At 67.3% G+C, this 18,482-nt stretch carries 20 protein-coding genes; 9 read left to right on the forward strand and 11 right to left on the reverse strand.

The features are described from left to right. Window positions 1–133: 133 nt before the first annotated feature. Window positions 134–910, reverse strand: coding sequence for an SDR family NAD(P)-dependent oxidoreductase (locus AC5Y36_RS20685; RefSeq protein WP_500042832.1), 777 nt, complete (start codon window positions 908–910; stop codon window positions 134–136). A 21-nt stretch (window positions 911–931) separates the two neighbouring features. After that, window positions 932–1,501 carry a TetR/AcrR family transcriptional regulator gene (locus AC5Y36_RS20690; protein ID WP_500042833.1) on the reverse strand — a complete coding sequence of 190 codons (570 nt, stop codon included), beginning with the start codon at window positions 1,499–1,501 and terminating at the stop codon, window positions 932–934. A 144-nt stretch (window positions 1,502–1,645) separates the two neighbouring features. Here AC5Y36_RS20690 and AC5Y36_RS20695 point away from each other — a divergent pair, with 144 nt between their 5' ends. The 3 genes from AC5Y36_RS20695 to AC5Y36_RS20705 all read left to right on the forward strand — a co-directional run bounded on the left by AC5Y36_RS20695 (window position 1,646) and on the right by AC5Y36_RS20705 (window position 5,467). Next, window positions 1,646–2,098, forward strand: a complete 453-nt coding sequence (locus tag AC5Y36_RS20695; protein WP_500042834.1) for a hypothetical protein — start codon at window positions 1,646–1,648, stop codon at window positions 2,096–2,098. A gap of 88 nt (window positions 2,099–2,186) precedes the next feature. Beyond that, window positions 2,187–2,630 carry an MmpS family transport accessory protein gene (locus AC5Y36_RS20700; RefSeq protein ID WP_500042835.1) on the forward strand — a complete coding sequence of 148 codons (444 nt, stop codon included), beginning with the start codon at window positions 2,187–2,189 and terminating at the stop codon, window positions 2,628–2,630. Next, on the forward strand, window positions 2,627–5,467 hold the full coding sequence (locus AC5Y36_RS20705; RefSeq protein WP_500042836.1) for an MMPL/RND family transporter: 2,841 nt from the start codon (window positions 2,627–2,629) through the stop codon (window positions 5,465–5,467). The genes AC5Y36_RS20700 and AC5Y36_RS20705 overlap by 4 nt, the downstream gene beginning before the upstream one ends. 6 nt (window positions 5,468–5,473) lie before the next feature. On the opposite strand, the gene AC5Y36_RS20710 is transcribed toward AC5Y36_RS20705, so the two are convergent. Next, window positions 5,474–5,992: a MarR family winged helix-turn-helix transcriptional regulator gene (locus tag AC5Y36_RS20710; protein ID WP_500042837.1), complete on the reverse strand. Its 519-nt coding sequence runs from the start codon at window positions 5,990–5,992 to the stop codon at window positions 5,474–5,476. 177 nt (window positions 5,993–6,169) lie between these two features. Here AC5Y36_RS20710 and AC5Y36_RS20715 point away from each other — a divergent pair, with 177 nt between their 5' ends. From AC5Y36_RS20715 to AC5Y36_RS20725, 3 genes are all read left to right on the forward strand, one after another. After that, on the forward strand, window positions 6,170–6,715 hold the full coding sequence (locus AC5Y36_RS20715) for a YceI family protein (protein ID WP_500042838.1): 546 nt from the start codon (window positions 6,170–6,172) through the stop codon (window positions 6,713–6,715). Window positions 6,716–6,863: 148 nt separating this feature from the next. Then, the gene (locus AC5Y36_RS20720) at window positions 6,864–8,300 is read left to right on the forward strand and encodes an FAD-dependent oxidoreductase (RefSeq protein ID WP_500042839.1); all 1,437 of its coding nucleotides are present in this window, start codon (window positions 6,864–6,866) and stop codon (window positions 8,298–8,300) included. 264 nt (window positions 8,301–8,564) lie between these two features. Beyond that, window positions 8,565–9,596: a hypothetical protein gene (locus AC5Y36_RS20725; protein WP_500042840.1), complete on the forward strand. Its 1,032-nt coding sequence runs from the start codon at window positions 8,565–8,567 to the stop codon at window positions 9,594–9,596. A 67-nt stretch (window positions 9,597–9,663) separates the two neighbouring features. Here the strand turns inward: AC5Y36_RS20725 and AC5Y36_RS20730 are convergent, their stop codons facing one another. Further along, a complete protein-coding gene (locus tag AC5Y36_RS20730; protein WP_500042841.1) occupies window positions 9,664–10,404 on the reverse strand; it encodes an SDR family NAD(P)-dependent oxidoreductase in 741 nt (246 codons plus the stop codon). A gap of 59 nt (window positions 10,405–10,463) precedes the next feature. Between AC5Y36_RS20730 and AC5Y36_RS20735 the strand changes: the two genes are divergently transcribed. After that, a complete protein-coding gene (locus AC5Y36_RS20735) occupies window positions 10,464–11,303 on the forward strand; it encodes an SDR family oxidoreductase (RefSeq protein WP_500042842.1) in 840 nt (279 codons plus the stop codon). Window positions 11,304–11,309: 6 nt separating this feature from the next. On the opposite strand, the gene AC5Y36_RS20740 is transcribed toward AC5Y36_RS20735, so the two are convergent. Next, a complete protein-coding gene (locus tag AC5Y36_RS20740) occupies window positions 11,310–11,576 on the reverse strand; it encodes a YdeI/OmpD-associated family protein (RefSeq protein WP_500042843.1) in 267 nt (88 codons plus the stop codon). Between the two features lie 93 nt (window positions 11,577–11,669). Here AC5Y36_RS20740 and AC5Y36_RS20745 point away from each other — a divergent pair, with 93 nt between their 5' ends. Beyond that, complete coding sequence (locus AC5Y36_RS20745; RefSeq protein ID WP_500042844.1) at window positions 11,670–12,179, forward strand: hypothetical protein; 510 nt, start codon at window positions 11,670–11,672, stop codon at window positions 12,177–12,179. Window positions 12,180–12,195: 16 nt separating this feature from the next. Here the strand turns inward: AC5Y36_RS20745 and AC5Y36_RS20750 are convergent, their stop codons facing one another. The 3 genes from AC5Y36_RS20750 to AC5Y36_RS20760 form a co-directional block, all read right to left on the reverse strand. Continuing rightward, window positions 12,196–13,578 carry an acyl-CoA dehydrogenase family protein gene (locus AC5Y36_RS20750; protein ID WP_500042845.1) on the reverse strand — a complete coding sequence of 461 codons (1,383 nt, stop codon included), beginning with the start codon at window positions 13,576–13,578 and terminating at the stop codon, window positions 12,196–12,198. Beyond that, window positions 13,575–15,083, reverse strand: a complete 1,509-nt coding sequence (locus tag AC5Y36_RS20755) for a bifunctional phosphatase PAP2/diacylglycerol kinase family protein (RefSeq protein WP_500042846.1) — start codon at window positions 15,081–15,083, stop codon at window positions 13,575–13,577. The genes AC5Y36_RS20750 and AC5Y36_RS20755 overlap by 4 nt, the downstream gene beginning before the upstream one ends. A gap of 92 nt (window positions 15,084–15,175) precedes the next feature. Next, window positions 15,176–15,940, reverse strand: coding sequence for an SDR family NAD(P)-dependent oxidoreductase (locus AC5Y36_RS20760; protein WP_500042847.1), 765 nt, complete (start codon window positions 15,938–15,940; stop codon window positions 15,176–15,178). Between AC5Y36_RS20760 and AC5Y36_RS20765 the strand changes: the two genes are divergently transcribed. Continuing rightward, window positions 15,939–16,565 carry a TetR/AcrR family transcriptional regulator gene (locus tag AC5Y36_RS20765; RefSeq protein ID WP_500042848.1) on the forward strand — a complete coding sequence of 209 codons (627 nt, stop codon included), beginning with the start codon at window positions 15,939–15,941 and terminating at the stop codon, window positions 16,563–16,565. The two genes, AC5Y36_RS20760 and AC5Y36_RS20765, sit on opposite strands and share 2 nt — an antisense overlap. Here AC5Y36_RS20765 and AC5Y36_RS20770 read toward each other — a convergent pair. The 3 genes from AC5Y36_RS20770 to AC5Y36_RS20780 are packed head-to-tail and all read right to left on the reverse strand — an operon-like array spanning window position 16,562 to window position 18,416. After that, entirely contained in the window at window positions 16,562–17,059 is a 498-nt protein-coding gene (locus AC5Y36_RS20770; RefSeq protein WP_500042849.1) for a nuclear transport factor 2 family protein, read from the reverse strand. The genes AC5Y36_RS20765 and AC5Y36_RS20770 overlap by 4 nt on opposite strands. Continuing rightward, the gene (locus tag AC5Y36_RS20775) at window positions 17,056–17,526 is read right to left on the reverse strand and encodes a nuclear transport factor 2 family protein (protein WP_500042850.1); all 471 of its coding nucleotides are present in this window, start codon (window positions 17,524–17,526) and stop codon (window positions 17,056–17,058) included. The genes AC5Y36_RS20770 and AC5Y36_RS20775 overlap by 4 nt, the downstream gene beginning before the upstream one ends. After that, complete coding sequence (locus tag AC5Y36_RS20780; protein WP_500042889.1) at window positions 17,523–18,416, reverse strand: class I SAM-dependent methyltransferase; 894 nt, start codon at window positions 18,414–18,416, stop codon at window positions 17,523–17,525. Before AC5Y36_RS20780 ends, AC5Y36_RS20775 begins: the two co-directional genes overlap by 4 nt. Window positions 18,417–18,482: the final 66 nt, after the last annotated feature.

The following is an 18,482-nucleotide window of genomic DNA, read 5'->3' on the forward strand; positions in this document are numbered from 1 at the left end:
CATTCATCCACAAACCCGGTCACGAAGGGTTGACCCTCACGGCTCGCCCGGCTACGCCGACGCCGCAATGTGCGGGGGCAGTACAGCAGGAGGCCCCCGCTACCCGGCGAGGGCCTCCTGACTGGAAAAAGAACTACTTCGGAGGCATCCGGATGCCGCCGTCCACCCGCACGACCTCGGCGTTCATGTAGGAGTTGGTGAGCAACTCGACCACCATCGACGCGAGCTCCTCAGGCTTGCCGAGCCGGTGCGGGAACAGCACGGACTCACCGAGCTTGGCCTTGAACGCCTCAGACGCCTCACCCTCGCCGTAGATCGGGGTGTCGATCAGACCCGGGGCGACCGTGTTGACCCGGATGCCCACCGCGGACAGGTCACGGGCCACCGGCAGCGTCAGCCCGACGACGCCACCCTTGGACGACGAGTAGGCGGCCTGGCCGATCTGCCCGTCGAACGCCGCGACGCTGGTCATGTTGACGATGGCGCCGCGCTCACCGGTGTCGGTCAGCTCGTTCTTGCTCATCTGGGTGGCCGCGATGCGGATGCAGTCGAAGGTGCCGACCAGGTTGATGTTCAGCACCTTCTTGTACAGGTCCAGGTTGTGCGCCGACTCGAACTCGCCGTCCTTGCCGATGGTGCGCTGAGCCCAGCCGACGCCGGCCGAGTTCACCAGCGCGCGCAGCGGGCCGAGGTCCGCCGCGGTCTTGACGGCGTCGATGATCTGGTCGGTATTGGTCACGTCGACGGTGACGAACACCCCGCCGATCTCGTGGGCGAGCGCCTCACCCTTGTCCGCCTGCAGGTCGGCAACGACGACCCGGGCACCCTTGTCGGCCAACTGACGCGCAGTTGCCGCACCGATTCCTGACGCGCCACCGGTGACGATCGCGCTAGCTCCGTTGATATCCACGCGGACAGATTAGGGCACGCGTCACTCCGGCGTGACGCCGCGCTCGAAGATCCGAACGATCGACGTGACGATGCTGTGGCGCGGCACCACACCGTAGGCCGCTTCCCGGCAGCCCCGGATGAGCAGGCCGAAAAGCGCGATCTCGATCCAGTCCGCGCTGAGCTCGCCAGAGAAGGCGCCCTCCTTCTGGCCGCGGGCGATCAGCGCCCGGATCGGCGCGCGGTTAGGCAGCTCACTGTCCGGAATATCGCGCAGTACAGCCGGATCGGCGAACAGGAAAACGATCCGATCCCCCGCGGGCACCAGGGCGCTGATCAGGCGCCGCATCGCTTCGATCGCCGGCCCCTCGTCGAGCGCCGCCGCCGCCTTGATGTCATCGATCACACGAATCGAATCCAAGGTGGTTTCGTAGATCAGCCGGTCACGGTCGACGAAATAGCGGTGCAGGGTGGAGCGCGCAACCTGGGCTGCCGCGGCGATCTGCGGCAGGGTGGCGGTGCGGTCGCGGGCGAGGACCGATGCCGTCGCGTCGAGGATCGCAGCACGGGTGCGCGATTGCACACCCGTGAGCTCCTGGGATTCAACGGCCATACGGCGATGATACCGACAGCAGCGCCCAAATATGAGATGTTGACGTCTCATTATCAGACCCGATAGCATCAACGATCGGCCGGTCGACCAGGGCGAAGGGGGATAGATGGAAAGCCCGCATCGCTCAGCACCAGGAACCCGGGCATGAGCTGGGACATGTTCGGCACCAACTGGCGCCTGTTCGGTCTGCTCGCCGCGGTCGCCTTCGTGGCACTGCTGACGTTCGGCGCCGGTGTGTTCTTCTACACCCGCCGGCTGCGCCACCGCGCGCCCATGCCGATCAGCGAAGGCATCGGGGCCCGACGGGCGGTGCTGGCCAAAGTGCGCAAGCGCGAGCCGATGTCCAACGAAGAACTGGAGTTCGCCACCCGGATCATCACCGAACTGCGGTCACCGCTGGCATTCTGCATTCCCGCCGCGATCTTCTCACTGGGCTGCTTCTACGTCCTGGGCAGCCTCGAGCAACTCCACGGCGCCACCCCGTCCGAGCGCACATTTCTCGGGGTGATCCCAATGTTGGGGTCCTTCAACGTGACTACCCAGATCCTGCGGATCGTCAAGCTGAAGGGGCGCCTCCCGAAAGCCGCGTCCGTCTGACACCGTCCGACTTACCGTAAAGGAGCGACGTGTTCGCCCAACGCCGCCGGGCCACCGCAGGCCCCCTGCGTCTCAACCAGGTTGATGCATGAGTACCCGCCCGTCCGGCAGGTCGGTCCTGGCCCGCGTCTGGCTGCCGATGGTCGCCGTCGTCGCGCTGAGCCTGGGTGCACTGTGCATGTGGAAAGTTCACGAAATGTCGGCTCCCGGACCGGTTCTGACCGTCAACCCGCCCCAGGCACCGCCGGAATTCAATACCAAGAAGCTCACCTACCAGGTGTTCGGCGACGTCGGGGACGGCGGGCTGCTGTCCTACATCGATATCGACGGGCATCCGCACACGGTCGAGGTGGAGTCGCTGCCCTGGGCGCACGACGAGACGACGGTGCTTTCCGTGGTATCTGGCAGCATCTCGGTACACGTGGGCGGTGACCAGGTCGGCTGTCGGATCCTGGTCGACGACGTGGTCCGCGATGAGCAAACCAACGCCCATCCCGATGCCGACGTCACCTGCCGGGTGAAGTCCGCATGAGCGCGCACCAGGCCAACCGGCCCTTTTTCGCGCGCGCAATCCGCGTCCTGGCGGTCCCGATCCTGATCTGCTGGGGTCTGTTGGCCATCGCAACCAATACCTTTGTGCCGCAGGTGGAGCGGGTCGCCGAAGAGCTTGCCGGGCCGATGGTCCCGACCTATGCGCCGTCCCAGGCCGCGATGCTGGCCATCGGTGAGAAATTCCAGGAGTCGGACTCGACCAGCATGACCATGCTGGTGTTGGAGGCCAACCGGCCGCTGGATGGCCAGGACCATGCGTACTACGACGACCTGGTGCGCAAACTCAAAGCCGACACCGAGCATGTCCAGTACGTCATGGACACCTGGGGTAAGGCGATCACCGCAGCCGGCGCCCAGAGCCTCGACGGCAAGGCCGCCTACGTGCTGTTGCGCTTGGCCGGCGATATCGGACAGATTCAGGCGAACGACTCGGTCGCGGCGGTTCGGCAGGCCGTCGCAGACTCCAACCCGCCGCCGGGACTCAAGGTCTATGTCAGCGGTGCCGCGCCCCTGGCCGCCGACACCGTCGCCACGGCGAACAAGAGCCTGAACAACATCACGATCGTGACGATCTTCCTGATCGTGTTCATGTTGCTGGTGGTGTATCGCTCGTTCATCACCATGCTGGTGCCGCTGTTCGGGGTGCTGATCCTGATGCTGGCCGCCAAGGGGGTCATCGCCACCCTCGGCCATTTCGGCTACATCCAGCTGTCGTCGTTCGCGGTGAACATGGTGGTCTCGCTGACCCTGGGTGCCGGAACCGATTACGGCATCTTCCTGATGGGGCGCTATCACGAGGCCCGACTGGACGGTGAAAGTCGCGAGGACGCGTTCTACACCGCCTATCGCGGTGTGTCGCATGTGATCCTCGGTTCGGGGCTGACGATCGCCGGGGCGGCCTTCTGTTTGAGTTTCGCGCGGCTGAACTACTTCAACACGATGGGTCCGGCCGTCGCCATCAGCATGGTGCTGACCGTGGTGGGAGCGTTGACGCTGGGGCCGGCGATCTTGAGCATCGGCAGCTTGTTCGGTCTGTTCGACCCCAAGCAGAAGGTCAAGGCGCGGTTGTACCGGCGGATCGCCACCAGCGTGGTGCGTTGGCCCAAACCGATTCTGACGGCGAGCGCCGCCCTGGTGACGCTGGGTGCGGTGTTCGTGCCGACCTATCAGGTGAGCTTCGACGACCGCAACTATCAGCCGGCCGACGCCCCCGCCAAGCTGGGCTTCGCGGCAGCCGACCGGCACTTCGCGAAGAGCAAGCTGTTCTCCGAGATGCTGATGGTCGAGTCGGACCACGACATGCGCAACTCCGCGGACTTCATCTCGCTGGACCGGGTGGCCAAAGCGCTCATTCGGCTGCCGGGTGTTGCGATGGTGCAGAGCATCACCCGACCGATGGGCCGCGCGCTCGAGCATGCCTCGTTGCCCTACCTCTTCACCACACAGGGCAGCGGCAACGGTCAACAACTCCCGTTCAACAGGCAGCAGAACTCCGATACCGACCAGCAAGCCGACATTCAGGCGCACTCTGTCGAGGTTTTACGCAAGGAGATCGGCTTTTTCCAGAAGGTGTCCGACGAACTGCACCAGACGGTGCTCACCGTTGAGGACCTGGAACGGGTCAGTAACGAGATGAATGAGGAAGTCTCCAACCTTGACGACTTCTTCCGTCCGATCAAGAGCTACTTCTACTGGGAGCCGCACTGCTTCGACATCCCAATCTGTTTCGCGTTTCGGTCGGTGTTCGACACGATCGACCACATCGACCATTTGGCCGAAGACATCAAGTTCGCCAGGATCTCCCTCGCGGAGGTGGACAAGACATTCCCGAAAATCATCGCGCAACTGAAAGCCACAGCCGACGACACCGAGGCCCTGCAGTCGAAGTTGGTCAACAGTTACGGGTCATCGGATCTGCAATCCACCCAGACCGACCAGACCTTCGACGACATGATCAATGTCGGCAACGACTTCGACGCGTCCCGCAGCGATGACTTCTTCTACATCCCCCGGCCGGCCTTCGACAACGAAGACATCAAGACCGGAATGGAGCTGATGATGTCCCCGGACGGCAAGGCGGCCCGGTTCATCGTCACCCACGAAGGCAACGCCATGGGGCCCGAGGGCATCGATCACGTCAAGCTGTTCCCCGATGCGATCAAGATCGCGCTCAAGGAGACCTCGCTGGCCGGCGCGAAGATCTACATCGGCGGTTCGGGGTCCAACAACAAGGACATCCACGAATACTCGAAGTCCGACCTGCTGATCGCCGCGATCGCCGCGTTCGTGCTGATCTTCTTGATCATGCTGGTCATCACCCGAAGCCTGGTGGCCGCCTTGGTGATTCCCGGCACGGTGGCCTTCTCCTACGCCGGCGCATTCGGGTTGTCGGTGCTGATCTGGCAGCATCTGATCGGCCTGCATCTGCACTGGCTGATCCTGCCGCTGACCTTCATCATCCTGGTGGCGGTCGGATCGGACTACAACCTGCTGCTGATCGCGCGGCTCAAGGAGGAACTGCACGCCGGACTCAACACCGGCCTGATCCGAGCCCTGGGCAGCACCGGTGGCGTGGTGACGTCGGCGGGGTTGGTGTTCGCGTTCACCATGCTGGCGATGCTCGCCAGCGATCTGCGGACGATCGGCCAGGTCGGGTCCACGGTGTGTATCGGCCTGCTGCTGGACACGTTGATCGTGCGATCGTTCATCGTGCCGTCGCTGGTGCGGATCTACGGGCCGTGGTTCTGGTGGCCGACGATCGTGCGCCAGCGCCCGCTGCGGCAGCGGCAGGAATCAGCCCCGAAACTGGCCGTCTAGCGGCCGTCATCCCTGGGGTCGTCCGCGCCGAACCCGGTCCTCCCACACCGGGCGTTCACCGGTGGTGTTGAGCTGATCGAGGATGACATCGGATGCCTGGCCCAGTTGGCGCAACTGCTGGGGCGTCAACGGGTCGATCACCAGACGGCGCACGGCCGAAACGTGTCCTGGCGCCGCCGCCTGCACCTTCGCGTAGCCGGCGTCGGTGAGCGTGACCAAGGTGATTCGGCCGTTGGCGGGGTCCGGCTGGCGCGTCACCCACCCCCGCTTCTCCAGGGCGGAAACGGCGTGTGAGGCCCGAGACAGCGATCCGTTGGCCAGCAACGCCAGGCGGCTCATCGCCAGGGTGCGCTCGGGCGCCTCACTGAGGCCGGCAAGGACGAAATAGCCGAACAGCGACAGCTTGGCGTCGCTCCGCAGCTGCGTTTCAAGGGCCGTCGCCAGGGCCATCACCACCGCGCTGAACGGTAGCCACGCTGTCAGCTCGGACTCACTGAGCCAGTCGGCATCGGACCCGTCAATCACGAGACCGAGCGTAACCGCCGGGCAGGCTCGATTCGGTAGGGAAACAATCGACGACCAGCGGAAAGAATGACACGTGAAATTTTATGTTGAAATTTCATGTCAGTGCGCTACGCTGGTGCATGTACTTAACCGGACTGAGGTCCGAATAGAGAACCCGACAACAGGAGGACACCCAACATGACCACGGCAACCACCCCGCTTGGCATCGGCACCTGGGCGATCGACACCGCCCACTCATCGATCGGCTTCTCGGTCCGTCACCTGATGGTCAGTAAGGTGCGCGGTCAGTTCGAGAGCTTCAGCGGTCAGATCACCGTTGCTCCGGACGGCACCCCGGCGGTGTCCGCGGAGATCGACGTGACGTCGTTGAACACCGGCAACCAGCAGCGCGACGACCACGTCAAGTCCGCTGACTTCTTCGACGCGGCGAACCATCCGGTCGCGACGTTCGCATCGACCGCGGTGCGGCCCGCCGGCGAGGACTACCTCCTGGACGGAACCTTGACCATCAAGGGCGTCAGCCGGCCCGTCACCCTGAACCTCGAGTTCAACGGCGTGAGCCCCGGACAGGGCTACGGTGAGGTCTCCGGCTACGAGGCGACGGTCGTCGTGAACCGCAAGGACTTCGGCATCGACCTCGACCTTCCCATGGAGACCGGGGGAGCGGTTGTCGGGGACAAGGTCACCATCACGCTCAGCATCGAGGCCGTCAAACAAGCGTGACCCAAATGCGTTGCACCCGAACCGTTGCTGCGGACCCACAGCCCGGTAACGGTTCGGGCACGCTTCGGCATCCCCGCACCACGTCGCGCGACAGCCACTCTCCGGGCGCCGAAAATGCCGGCTATGACGCGATTGCGGAGACTCCACGTTGGCTCGTGAGATCTCCCGCCAGACTTTCCTGCGGGGCGCCGCCGGAGCTTTAGCCGGCGGCGCACTGTTCGGGTCGGTGCGCGCCGGCGCAGATCCGCCTGCCACCGGGTGGCAGGCGCTGTCGTCCAGCATCGGTGGTCAGGTGATCCAGCCCGACAGCCCGCAATTCGGCGCGGCCAAGCAGGTTTTCAACACCAACTACAACGGATCGACGCCGGCCGCGATCGTCGTCCCGACGTCAGCGGCTGACCTGCAGAAGGCGATGGCATTCGCGGCCGCGCACAACATCAAGGTCGCACCGCGCAGCGGCGGGCACTCCTACGTGGGCGCTTCCACCGCCAACGGCACCATGGTGCTCGACCTGCGCCAACTGCCCGGCGGCATCAACTACGACAACGCCACCGGGCAGGTGACCGTCACGCCGGCAACCGACCTCTATGACCTGCATCAGGTGCTGGCCGCGGCCGGGCGGGGAATCCCGACCGGCACCTGCCCGACGGTCGGGGCCGCCGGCCATGCCCTGGGCGGCGGACTCGGCGCCCACTCCCGGCACGCGGGCCTGATGAGCGACGCGCTGACCGCGGCCACCGTGGTGCTGCCCGGAGGCCAAGCGGTGACCGCCTCGCCCAGCAGCCAGCCCGACCTGTTCTGGGCGCTGCGCGGCGGCGGCGGCGGAAACTGCGGGGTGACAACCTCGCTCACCTTCGCCACCTTCCCGACCAGCGACGTCGACGTGGTGAACCTCAACTTCCCGGCGCAGGCGTTCGCGCAGGTGCTGCTCGGCTGGCAGAACTGGCTGCGCACCGCGGACCGCAGCAACTGGGCGCTGGCGGACAGCACCACTGACGCGATGGGAACCCAGTGCCGCATTCTGGCGACCTGCCCCGCGGGGGCAGGTGGCAGCGTGTCGAACGCCATCATTTCCGCCGTCGGGGTGCAACCGAGCGGCGCCGAGAACCACACGTTCAACTACTTGGATCTGGTGAAGTATCTGGCCGTCGGCAACCTCACGCCGTCGCCGCTGGGGTACGTCGGGGGATCGGACGTGTTTCCGATCATCAACGCCGGTGCGGCGCAGGGCATCGCCGCGGCGGTCAATGCCTTTCCGCGTGGTGCCGGCCGGATGCTGGCGATCATGCACGCCCTCGACGGTGCGCTGGCCGGCGTGGCGCCGGGTGCATCAGCATTTCCGTGGCGGCAGCAATCCGCGCTGGTGCAGTGGTATGTCGAGACGTCGGGGTCGCCCGCCGAGGCGGCCAACTGGCTCAACACCGCTCACCAGGCCGTGCGGCCGTACTCGGTGGGCGGCTACGTGAACTACCTCGAGGTGAACCAGCAGCCGTCGTGGTACTTCGGCCCGAACACCTCCCGGCTCGGTGCCGTCCGGCAGAAATACGATCCCAACCGGGTCATGTTCTCCGGACTAGCTTTCTAATCCTTAGCTAACCTTCGCACCCCGCGGGGTCGGCGCACCGGTGGACCCCGGACAGCGGCTTCGGTGCCGGCAAGCGGACGCGACCGCGGCAGGGAAAACCGGTTCACCTGTTGTGTTGCCTGGGGGCATCAGGTCGGGGAGCGCGCACCAATCGAGCGCCGGAAGCAAAAAACTCTAAAACCTTGCCGATACGTCAATTTATTCTGTTAAGGTTCATCACAGCTACTTCTGGGTGGCTATCGAGAACATCGGGAGGAGATCGACATGAAGCGCGTAGCGATAGGCGTCGCGGCCGGCGCGGCGGTAGCGGCGGCGTACCTGGCCACAGCAACAGCCAGCGCGGACACCGGAGACGCCCCGGCCGCCGCGGACCCCGCGTGGACCCCGACCTACGGTGACAGCACGATGCTGCAGGACACGGCCGGGTTGTCGGAGATCTGGAAGCAGACCGCGATCTTCACCAATACCGACGGAACGGCGCTGAGCGGCACCGACTACGTCGGCCAGAACTGGTGGGGCGGATACGACAACCAGTTCGTCACCGAAGCCGGTGACGTCTACAACCAGAACCAGCTGCTGCCCGGCTTCACCAACCTCTACTACGACCCCGCCGCTGAGGGCGCGAAGACCGTTGACATCCTCAAGACGCCGTTCGGCAACATTGACCTGTCCGCGATGGCGGACTCGTTCAAGCCGGCGGACCTTTCGGCGGTCGCTGCGGCCTCGCCGGATGAAATCCTGGGCAACGCCGGGCTGTACAGCGCGCTCAACCTCGGCCTGCCGACGGACGCCGCTGCCGGGTCCTGGTCGCCGGTCTATGACACCGCCGCCGCCGAGCAACTCGTCGACCCGACCTCGGGTTCGCTGGCCTGGAGCGTGCCGTCCGACTTCGCCTACACCACCGATGACGGCGATCTGGTCGCCGCTCTCACCGGGGACAGCTACCTGACCCAGAACTGGTGGGGCGGGATCGACGACCAGTTCGTCGGTGACGACGGCGCCATCTACGACCAGAGCCAGCTGCTGCCGGGCCTGACCAACCTGTACTACGACCCGGCCGGAGACGACGGCGCGATCGTTGACATGCTCAAGACGCCGTTCGGCACCTTCGACATCTCCTGGGCCGCGTCGTGGTTCACCCCGACCGACATGTCGGACTGGGCGGAGGCCTCGTCGCTGGACGCGCTGACGAACTCCGGGCTGTTCAGCGCCCTGGACCTCGGGCTGACGCCGGATGTGGCAGACCCCACGGCGTTCCTGGGCCTGGACTTGGGCGACCTGTTCCCCTGGCTGTAACCGAAGAACACACGAATGCCCCGGTTCGCCGGGGCATTTCGTGTCTTCGGGGTCGGCTCGGCCCCGCCTACCCCGCCGTCTTGCCGTTATCGGTCATGTACACCGCCCCGTGCACCGCGGCCGCGGCGTCACTGGCCAGAAACGCGATCACCTCGGCGACGTCACCGGGGTCACTCATCCCGCGCGGGGACGCCACCCGCATGATGAGGTTGACGTCGGCGCCCTCGGGTAGCTGGAAGTTGGTCACCTGCGGGGTCAGCATCCCGCCCGGACACACGGCGTTGATCCGCAGCTTCTCCGCGGTGAATTCGACGGCCAATGACCGAGTCAGGCCGATCAGCCCGTGCTTGGCCGCGCAGTAGCTCGCCGAGTACGCCTGGCCCTCGACTCCGGCGATCGAGGCGACGTTGACGATGTTGCCGGCAGCCGCCAACAGGTGCGGCAGCGCGGCCCGGCACAGGTAGAACGGCCCGTTGAGGTTGACGCCCAGGTCGTAGGCCCAGTCCTCGTCGGTGACATCGGCGGTGTGACGCATCTGATGGGCCCCGGCCACGTTGACCAGGACATCGAGGCGGCCGAACTGGTCGACGCACTGCTGCACCGCCGCCGCGCAGGCTGGCGGGGTGGTGATGTCGGTGCCGGCGAACCGGCCGCCGTGCACGTGGGCGAACACCGTCGCCAGGCGCTCCTGGTCACGCGCGATGCCGAAAACCGATGCCCCGCGTTGCGCGAACAGCTGCGCGACCGCCGCGCCCAGGCCGGACGAGGCGCCCGTCACCAGCGCAACCTTGCCGGACAAATCGGTCATGTCAGCCCTCGTCTCACCCAGTCGATCGGTATCCCGGCGCAACCGTATACCGTCCAGTTATGGCCTCAGTATCGGTGATCACGGGCGGCGCGGGCGGCATGGGTCTGGCCACGGCCGCGATCCTCGGGCGGGAGCACACCGTCGTGCTGTGCGATGTCCGCCAGGACCGGCTCGACGCCGCGCAGGTCACGCTCGATGACCTCGGCATCAGCCCCACCCTGGTCAACTGCGATGTCACCGATCGCGACGCCGTCACCCGGCTGTTCGACACCGCGACCGGGCTCGGGCCGGTGGTCTCGGTGATCCACGCGGCGGGGGTCAGCCCCAGCATGGGTGACGCCGAATATGTCATGCGCACCAACGCGATCGGCACCGTCAACGTCAACGAGGCGTTCTACGCGAGCAGCGGGAACGGCGCAGCAATCGTCAACGTGGCCTCGATGGCCGCGCATCTGCTGCCCGACGAGATCATTCCGACCGGGCAGTTCCCGATGGCGTGCGACGACGCCGACGCATTCATGACCGCGATGCTGGCGATGTGCAACGGCGCTCCCGAAGAAGCCCGATCGGGTTACGCCTACGCCCTGAGCAAGGCGTTCGTCAAGTGGTACAGCGCATCTCAGGCCGAGCGGTTCAACGGACGGGGTCTGCGGATCGTCTCGGTCTCCCCGGGTTCGGTGGACACCGAGATGGGTCGGCTCGAAGAGCAGGCCGGCGCCGGAGCGTTGGTCGCCGACGCCGCGGTGCCGCGGTGGGGCAGGCCCGAGGAAATGGCCGAACTGTTCGCGTTCTGCGTCGGCGGCAAGGCCGGCTACCTCACCGGCACCGACATCCTCAACGACGGGGGCGTGGTCGCGTCGGTGCGCGAACGGGCCCGGGTGGCCGCCGCGAGCAGCTGAGCGGACCTATCGGCCGGTGCGCTCGCGGTGTTTGCACCCCGGCCAGCAGCACGGCCGGCGCATGCCGTCCTCCAGCTCTTCCCGGGTCCGGCGAATACGACGCTCGCGCGTCTTCTGCTGCTTGGCGTCCTCCACCCAGCAGATGAATTCGTTGCGCGCCAGCGGTGTGATGTCGTGCCACGCCGCCAGGGCGGTGCTGTGGGCGATCAGTTCGATCCGCAGATCCGCCGGCAACGTATGCACCACCCCGCCGGGCAATTGCTGGCTGCTCACCGGGCCAGGGTAACCGGACCCGGGTCTCGAACACCTAACGATTGCGTGGTGGCTCGGCGACATCCCTCGTGCGAAAGCGGCAGGCGTGCTGTCGTGGAAGATGTGTTTGGGCGACGACGCCCGCTCCGCCTGGCCGGCGGCGCGGTGGTGTGCGGGGCGCTGCTGGTGATCGGAGTGCCCGCCGCCGGCGCGGGCACCGACAGCGACGACCACGGGTTCATCGACTCCACCGCGCGCTGCAGCACACCCGACCTGGCGGTCGCCTTCGGGCGCACCGACAACTCGCGGGTAGCGATCTGCAAAACCCCCGACGGCGGCTACGAGTACCGCGGCGTACGGGTCAGCGACGGCGCCAAGCTGATCGCCCCCGCGTCGCAGTCCGGCGGGGTCACCTACATCGCCGACCGGGATGGAATCACCTACTCGGTGTCGCCGGGATCGCTGGTCATCAGCAATGGCGGAGAGGTCGTTCGCCGGGAGCCGATGCTGGAGTTTCACCAACCGGGTAAGCCGGCAACTCCGGCAGCCGTGCCGGCGCCCACCACACCGACGGCCACGACGCCGCTGCCCCCGCCGCTGGCGGCCGAGGTGGGGGGCGGCTAGACCGCAGCAGGCGGGGTCATCGACGCGGTGGGCGAAGCGCTTTCATCGCCAGCTGCATGAGCGGCTCAGGAATCCGGTCCTTCATCGACAACGCCGCACTGGCCGCGCGGGTGCGTAACGGGGTGCCGCGGCCGAAGTATCGATTGAGCGGTCCGCCAGACGGATCGATCTCGATGTGCAGCGGGGGCATTCCCTCCGACGCGCCCAGCGCCTGTCCGATAACGATGCGCTGAATCTCGCTGGTGCCTTCGAAGATGGTGTACAGCTTGGCGTCTCGATACCACTTCTCCACCGGATGGTCGGTGATATATCCCCAGCCGCCCAACGTCTGAATCGCGCGTTCGGTGGCGCGCACCGCGACCTCGCTGGCGGCCAACTTCGACATCGAGCCCTCCCCGCGGTCGAAGGAGATGCCGTTGGCCGCCATCCAGGAGGCGCGCCAGGTCAGCAGCCGCGCGGCATCGATCTGCGTCGCCAGCTCTGCCAGCGGAAAGCTGACACCCTGATTCTCGATGATCGGTGCGCCGAAGGCTTCCCGCTGGGTGGCGTACGTGGTTGCGTATTCCAGTGCGGCGCGCGCGATGCCGATCGCTTGGGCGGCGACCATCGGTCGGGTCTGCTCGAAAGTACCCAACGTCGCTGAGCCGGAATGCTTGCCGCCGGCCACCACCTCACGCGCCTTGGCGAGTTTGCGTTCGAGTCGTTCCTCCCCGCCCAGCAGATTGGCCCCCGGTATCCGCACGGCATCGAATCGCAGTTCGGCCGTGTGCGAGGCCCGGCACCCGAGTTTGTCGAGTTTGCGCACCAGCGTCAGCCCGGGTGTGCCGCCGGGCACGATGAACAACGCCTGGCCGCGATGCCCCAGCTCCTCGTCGACGACCGCGTTGACGACATGCACATGGGCGATGCCGCCGTTGCCGATCCACATCTTGTGCCCGTCGATCAGCCAGTCGTCGCCGTCGCGACGTGCGATGGTCCGCAGATTGCGGACGTCGCTGCCCCCTTCGGGTTCGGAAATCGCCAGCGCCGCGAGCTTGAGATCGCCCGGTGTGCCGAAGCATTCCGGCGCCCACTGCAGCATCTGCTCCGGAGACGCGGCCTGACCGATCGCCGCCAGCGCCAGCGCCGGCATCACGATCGCCAAACCGATGCCCGCGCAGCCCCAGAACAGTTCCTCCATGAACATCGGCAGCGACAGACCCGTCGGATCGCCGATGAGATCCCGATAGAACAGCGGGCTGTAGAAGCCGTCCTGGGCGGCCTGCTCCAACACCGGCCATGGAAACTCCTGCCGCTGGTCGTAGTCCAGGGCGACCGGGCGGATCACGGATTCGGCGAATGTGTGGGTGCGTCGGGCCAGATCGTGTTGCGCCGCAGTCGGCGCGAGGTCGAATGTCACGACCGCCGCCCGGCTCCGCGCGGCAGCGGGCGATACACCTGCAGCGCCCGATACCGGACCCGGAACTCGGCGGTGCGGCAGGGGAGGCAGGCCTCGCCGTCGCGGGCCGTGGCCACCGGTCCGTCGACGGCGGTGAACCGGAACTCCGGTACGCGCAGTTCGTGATACAGCGGGCTGGCCGCCAATCGTCCCAACGCCAAGGCCGTCGAAATCCTCAGCTTGGACCAGCGTCGGCCGGTTTCCAGGATCCGAACGTCCAGCAGGCCGTCGTCCATGCGGTGACGTGCCGCCGGAGCGAACCCGGACGGCAGGTACGTGGAGTTCGCGAGAAAGAACAGCGAGGTCTGCAGCGTCTTGTCGTCGTAGCTGATCCGCACCGGACGTTCGTGACGCAGGACGTGCAGCACGGCGTAGGCACCGGCCAGCGGCTTGCCGATCTTGTGCTCCAGCCGTTCCCGGATGCGCACGAACGTCGGGTAGGCGCCGATGCTGAACGTGTTGATGATGGTGGTGTCCGCATCGAGCCGCACCACGTCCACCCGCGACAGGCTGGCGTCCGCTAGGGCGGCGACCGTCCGCTGCGGGGTATCGCAACCGATGTCCTTGGCGAAGTGGTTCAAGGTGCCGGCCGGGAAAACCGCCAACGGGAGGTCGCGTTCGACCGCGACAGCAGCCGCGGCGGCTACCGAACCGTCCCCACCGGCGACCGCGAGCACCTCGGCGCCATCGGCGGCGTCGCGCAGCACGTCGAGTATGTCGTCGTCGGGTTGCACTTCGACGACGGTGATGGCCGGCAGCGCGCCGCGAACCTGATCGGCGACCGCGCCGGCCCGGCCGCCGCCTGATCTGGGGTTGACCACCAGGCGCACGCCCGCGCCGTCGGGACGGGCGGGGGTATCGACGCGCAGCGGATCGGCCCGCGCCGGCGCCTCGGGTGCGATCGGCGGCACCTGCCGTGCGCCGAGCACCGCGATCGACGCACCGATCCCCAGCCCGGCCAGCACATCACCGGGATAGTGGACACCGGTCGCGATCCGGGACAGCCCGACGAGGCCGGCAAGCAGGGCGAGCGGCAAGCCCAGCAGCGGACTCTCCAACCCGACGCCGACGGCGAACGCCGCAGCACTGGCGGCATGCCCGGACGGCAGCGAATTGGATGTCGGCAGCCGTCGCGCCCGGCGCACCAGCGGCACCGACACGAAGCTGGGCCGCGCGCGGTGCCGGATCCGTTTGACCAGCTGATTGGTCAGCAGGCTGGTCACCGCCAGGCTCACGACTCCGCGGGCCGCGCCCCGCTGCACGGACGGACGCCCGGACGCGGTCAGTGCCGCGGCCAATGCCAGCCACAGCTTGGAGTGGTCGGCGGCGCGGGTCAGCACCGGCATCGTGGTGTCCAACAGGCGGCTCGGCGAGTGCGCGATCGCGCCGAACACGGCGGAATCGAGCTCGCCGAGCCCCTCGGTGATCTGCCGCAGGCCGGATCGTCGGTTCGGCCAAGGGATCACGGCTGTCCTCCGCGGGTGCTGACAATCGCTGCTGCACCGATGGCGATACCCGGTCGGCGCCGCGGCGAAACCGGCTCCCCGGTGCGGGGCCGCTAGATCGCCGCCCAGCCGCCGTCCACGCTGAGGATGGCGCCGTGAATGTTGGCGGCGCCGTCACCGGCCAGGAACGCCACCGCGTCGGCGACCTCCTCCGGCGTGCTCATCCGCCGCGACGGCAGCCGGTTCAGCACCGGGGCGAGGTGTTCGCGGTACTCCTGCTGGCGTTCGGTGGCGATCGGCCCCGGCGCCACGGCGTTGACCCGCACGCCGGACGGGCCGTACTCATCGGCCCAGGATTTGGTCAGCGAATGGATGGCGGCCTTGGTCGTGTTGTAGACCGCCGAGCCGGCGGCTCCGCGCAGCCCGGTGATGGACCCGATGTTGACGATGGCGCCGCCGCCGCCGTGGGCCATCACCGGCGCGACCACACCGGTCAACAGAAACGGTGCGAAGACGTTGACGGTGAACGCATCACGCAGCGCCAACTCGCTGATCTCGGTGGTGGGCGTCGGCATCAGCAGGGTGGCCGCATTGTTCACCAGGATGTCCAGGCGCCCGCCGGCAGCCTCGGTGGCCGCCGCGGCCACCCGCCGGATCTCCTGCTCCCCGGCGCCCAGGTCGGCGCCGACGAAGGTGGCGTCGCCGCCGGCGGAGCGGATCTCGGCGACGACGTCGTCGCCGCGCGCCTTGTTGCGCCCGCTGACGACGACGAAGGCGCCGCTGGCGGCGAGCGTTCGGGCAACGGCGACGCCCAGACCCCCGGTGGATCCGGTGACCAGTGCTGTGCGGCCGGACAACTGCGTAATATTTGGACTCATGAGTCCACATGCTGCGCCGCTGGAATTGGACCCGCAAGTCCAGAAACTGACGGCGAAGGGACGGGCCACCCGGCAGCGGATCATCGACGGCGCGGCCGCCGAAATCCGGGAGAACGGCGTGGCGCTGACCACCCTCGACGACATTCTGGTCCGCACCCGGGCATCGAAAAGCCAGCTTTTCCACTACTTTCCGGGCGGCAAGGAGCAGCTGCTGCTGGCGGTCGCCGTGTTGGAGTCCCAGCTGGTGATCGACGACCAACAACCGCACCTGGGGCAACTGACCTCGTGGGCGGCATGGCAGCGCTGGCGTGACGTGGTGGTGGAGCGGTACCGGCGCCAGGGGCAGAACTGTCCGATCGCGGTGCTGATGTCGGAGATCGGCCGCACGACCCCCGGCGCCCAGGCGGTGAGCGCCGAGCTGATAGCCCAATGGCACAGCGCGATCGCCGCCGGCATTCGCTCGATGCAGCAGCGGGCAAAGATCGCTGCCGACGTGGATGCCGGCCGCGCGGCGGCCGCGCTGCTGGCAGGCATCCAGGGCGGGGTCGGCATCATGCTCGCCACCGGTGACCTGTCGTATCTGGAGGCCGCGCTCGACGACGGGATCGCCGGATTGCGCGGCTAGATCCGGCGACGGGGCCAACCGCCGGCTGATCGGCGCAGCGCCGCGCGCCCGAACGCCAACACCATCCGCGGTGAACCGATCAGCAGCTGCAACACCTGAACGGGATGACGCGTGGAGCGCACCTTGAGGAAGCTGTAGACGTGCACGTCACGCACTTTCGCGTGGGCGTCGAACCGCCACACCTCGATACCACGGCCGTCGCGCCGGCCGGCCGGGCCTCCCCACCACTCGTTGACAATGGTGTCCTCGCCGATAGCCACCAACCGTTTGATCAGCCGGAACCGGCGCGCCTGAAACGCCGCGCACGACCGTGTCCACGCCGCGTGAATCGCCGGCAGGCCCACCGCTTCCTCGCGTCCGCCATCGGTGATCATCACCAATCGCGCATCGGGAGCGTAGATCTGGTGGACCGCGTCGGGCAGATAGTCGTTGGTGGCGTCCTGCACGAACTCGACGAACGCGGCGGCATCGGCAGGGCGGCGGCCGACCGTCACCGGCCCGTCCACCTCGACCGAACCGCGGCCGAGCCCAGGCGAACACCTGCCCACAGCAGCGCTGCCAGCCCGCGCGGCCGAAGCACCGCGGCAACCAACTGGGCTGAATCGCAGTACAACACGCGCCGGCGAACCCGTCCGATCTCATCGAGCTCATAGCGGTCCACGGCCGGCCACGACACCGGCTTGCCGCCGAGGGTGCCGACGATCCGAAACTCGATGTACACCACGTTGTCCGCGGACACCGCGGAGTTCACCACGTCGATCCGCAGATCCGGTATCAGGGTGAAGATTCGCCGCCAGTAGCTGCCGGCGGCCTCGCGGCCTCGCACGTCGGGAAGCAGCGGCTGAACGTAGCAGACATCGGGATGGGTCAGCGCGTCCAGGCGTTCGACGCTCGGGTCGGCCCACAGGATTCGGAACTGTTCGACGAATACGGCGGCAGGTGCGTCGAATTCGGTCGTCATGCCGGGACCCGTTCGGCGCGCACGATGCCGAGCCAGTCGTCGCCCGCCAGACCGCTGGCATGTGCGGGGTCGTAGCGCTGCAGCAGGGCCGCGACCCCGGCGCGGTCGCGGACGGTGAATCCGTGGTGGGCGAGCAGATCTTCGAAGCCGGTTGCGGTGAAACCGCTGCGGTATGGTTCGCCGCGTCGGGCGACGACTCGCGCGATGCGCCGTGCGCCCGCCCATCCGGTGTCGCCGGCGACGACCGCGGTATCGATGTAGTCGGCGACCAGCTGACTGCCCGGCGCGCACAACGTCGCCAGGCCGTCCAGGGTCGCACCGATCGCGGGGCGGGTGAGGTACATGCTGACCCCCAACCAGACCACGAGGCTGCGCCGGTCAGGGTCAAAGCCGCTGGCCAGGAGCCGATCACCCAGCGGGTCCTGCTCGAGATCGCATGGCACCCAGACGATATGCCCGGCGCGCGGTGACGGCAGCAGCCGTTCGGCCAGGGGCCGCTTCTCGGCCTGAGTGGCCGGTGCATCGACCTCGAATATCCGCACCGAGGCGTGCGCCTTGCGCAGGCTGGTCGTGTCGAACCCAGCGCCCAGCAGCACCAACTGGTCGATTCCGGCCCGCATCGCCGCCGCACACGCGTCATCGGTGAAGCGGGCCCGCAGCACGATATGGGCGTGCAGCCCGCCCCATTGCCGGTCGAAGACCCGCACCGCAGCGGCGGCCAGCCACCGATTGGCCAGCAGCACGCGCAGCGCGGGATGGCGAACCAGGTGCCGTGACCAGGGATCGTCGAGCAGGCGGGTCCGCGGGGACCGCATGGACTCCGCGGCGCGTTGGGCGGCGTTGATCTGCGCGGTCAAACTCGCCGTCCGGTTCAGGCGCCGCTGGGTCAGCGGGGCAGGAGTGTTCACATGTTCAACGTTAGAACCCGACCGGTCCGCGAGTAAGGTCCAGTTCTA

It is taken from the genome of Mycobacterium sp. NGS50 (assembly GCF_059812545.1).

Bases quoted from the DNA above. Each gene is read 5' to 3' on its own strand.
- AC5Y36_RS20765 (WP_500042848.1), top strand. From the start codon at position 15,939: ATGAGTCCACATGCTGCGCCGCTGGAATTGGACCCGCAAGTCCAGAAA.
- AC5Y36_RS20695 (WP_500042834.1), top strand. From the start codon at position 1,646: ATGAGCTGGGACATGTTCGGCACCAACTGGCGCCTGTTCGGTCTGCTC.
- AC5Y36_RS20705 (WP_500042836.1), top strand. From the start codon at position 2,627: ATGAGCGCGCACCAGGCCAACCGGCCCTTTTTCGCGCGCGCAATCCGC.
- AC5Y36_RS20760 (WP_500042847.1), bottom strand. From the start codon at position 15,940: ATGAGTCCAAATATTACGCAGTTGTCCGGCCGCACAGCACTGGTCACC.
- AC5Y36_RS20730 (WP_500042841.1), bottom strand. From the start codon at position 10,404: ATGACCGATTTGTCCGGCAAGGTTGCGCTGGTGACGGGCGCCTCGTCC.
- AC5Y36_RS20735 (WP_500042842.1), top strand. From the start codon at position 10,464: ATGGCCTCAGTATCGGTGATCACGGGCGGCGCGGGCGGCATGGGTCTG.
- AC5Y36_RS20700 (WP_500042835.1), top strand. From the start codon at position 2,187: ATGAGTACCCGCCCGTCCGGCAGGTCGGTCCTGGCCCGCGTCTGGCTG.
- AC5Y36_RS20690 (WP_500042833.1), bottom strand. From the start codon at position 1,501: ATGGCCGTTGAATCCCAGGAGCTCACGGGTGTGCAATCGCGCACCCGT.
- AC5Y36_RS20775 (WP_500042850.1), bottom strand. From the start codon at position 17,526: ATGACGACCGAATTCGACGCACCTGCCGCCGTATTCGTCGAACAGTTC.
- AC5Y36_RS20725 (WP_500042840.1), top strand. From the start codon at position 8,565: ATGAAGCGCGTAGCGATAGGCGTCGCGGCCGGCGCGGCGGTAGCGGCG.
- AC5Y36_RS20715 (WP_500042838.1), top strand. From the start codon at position 6,170: ATGACCACGGCAACCACCCCGCTTGGCATCGGCACCTGGGCGATCGAC.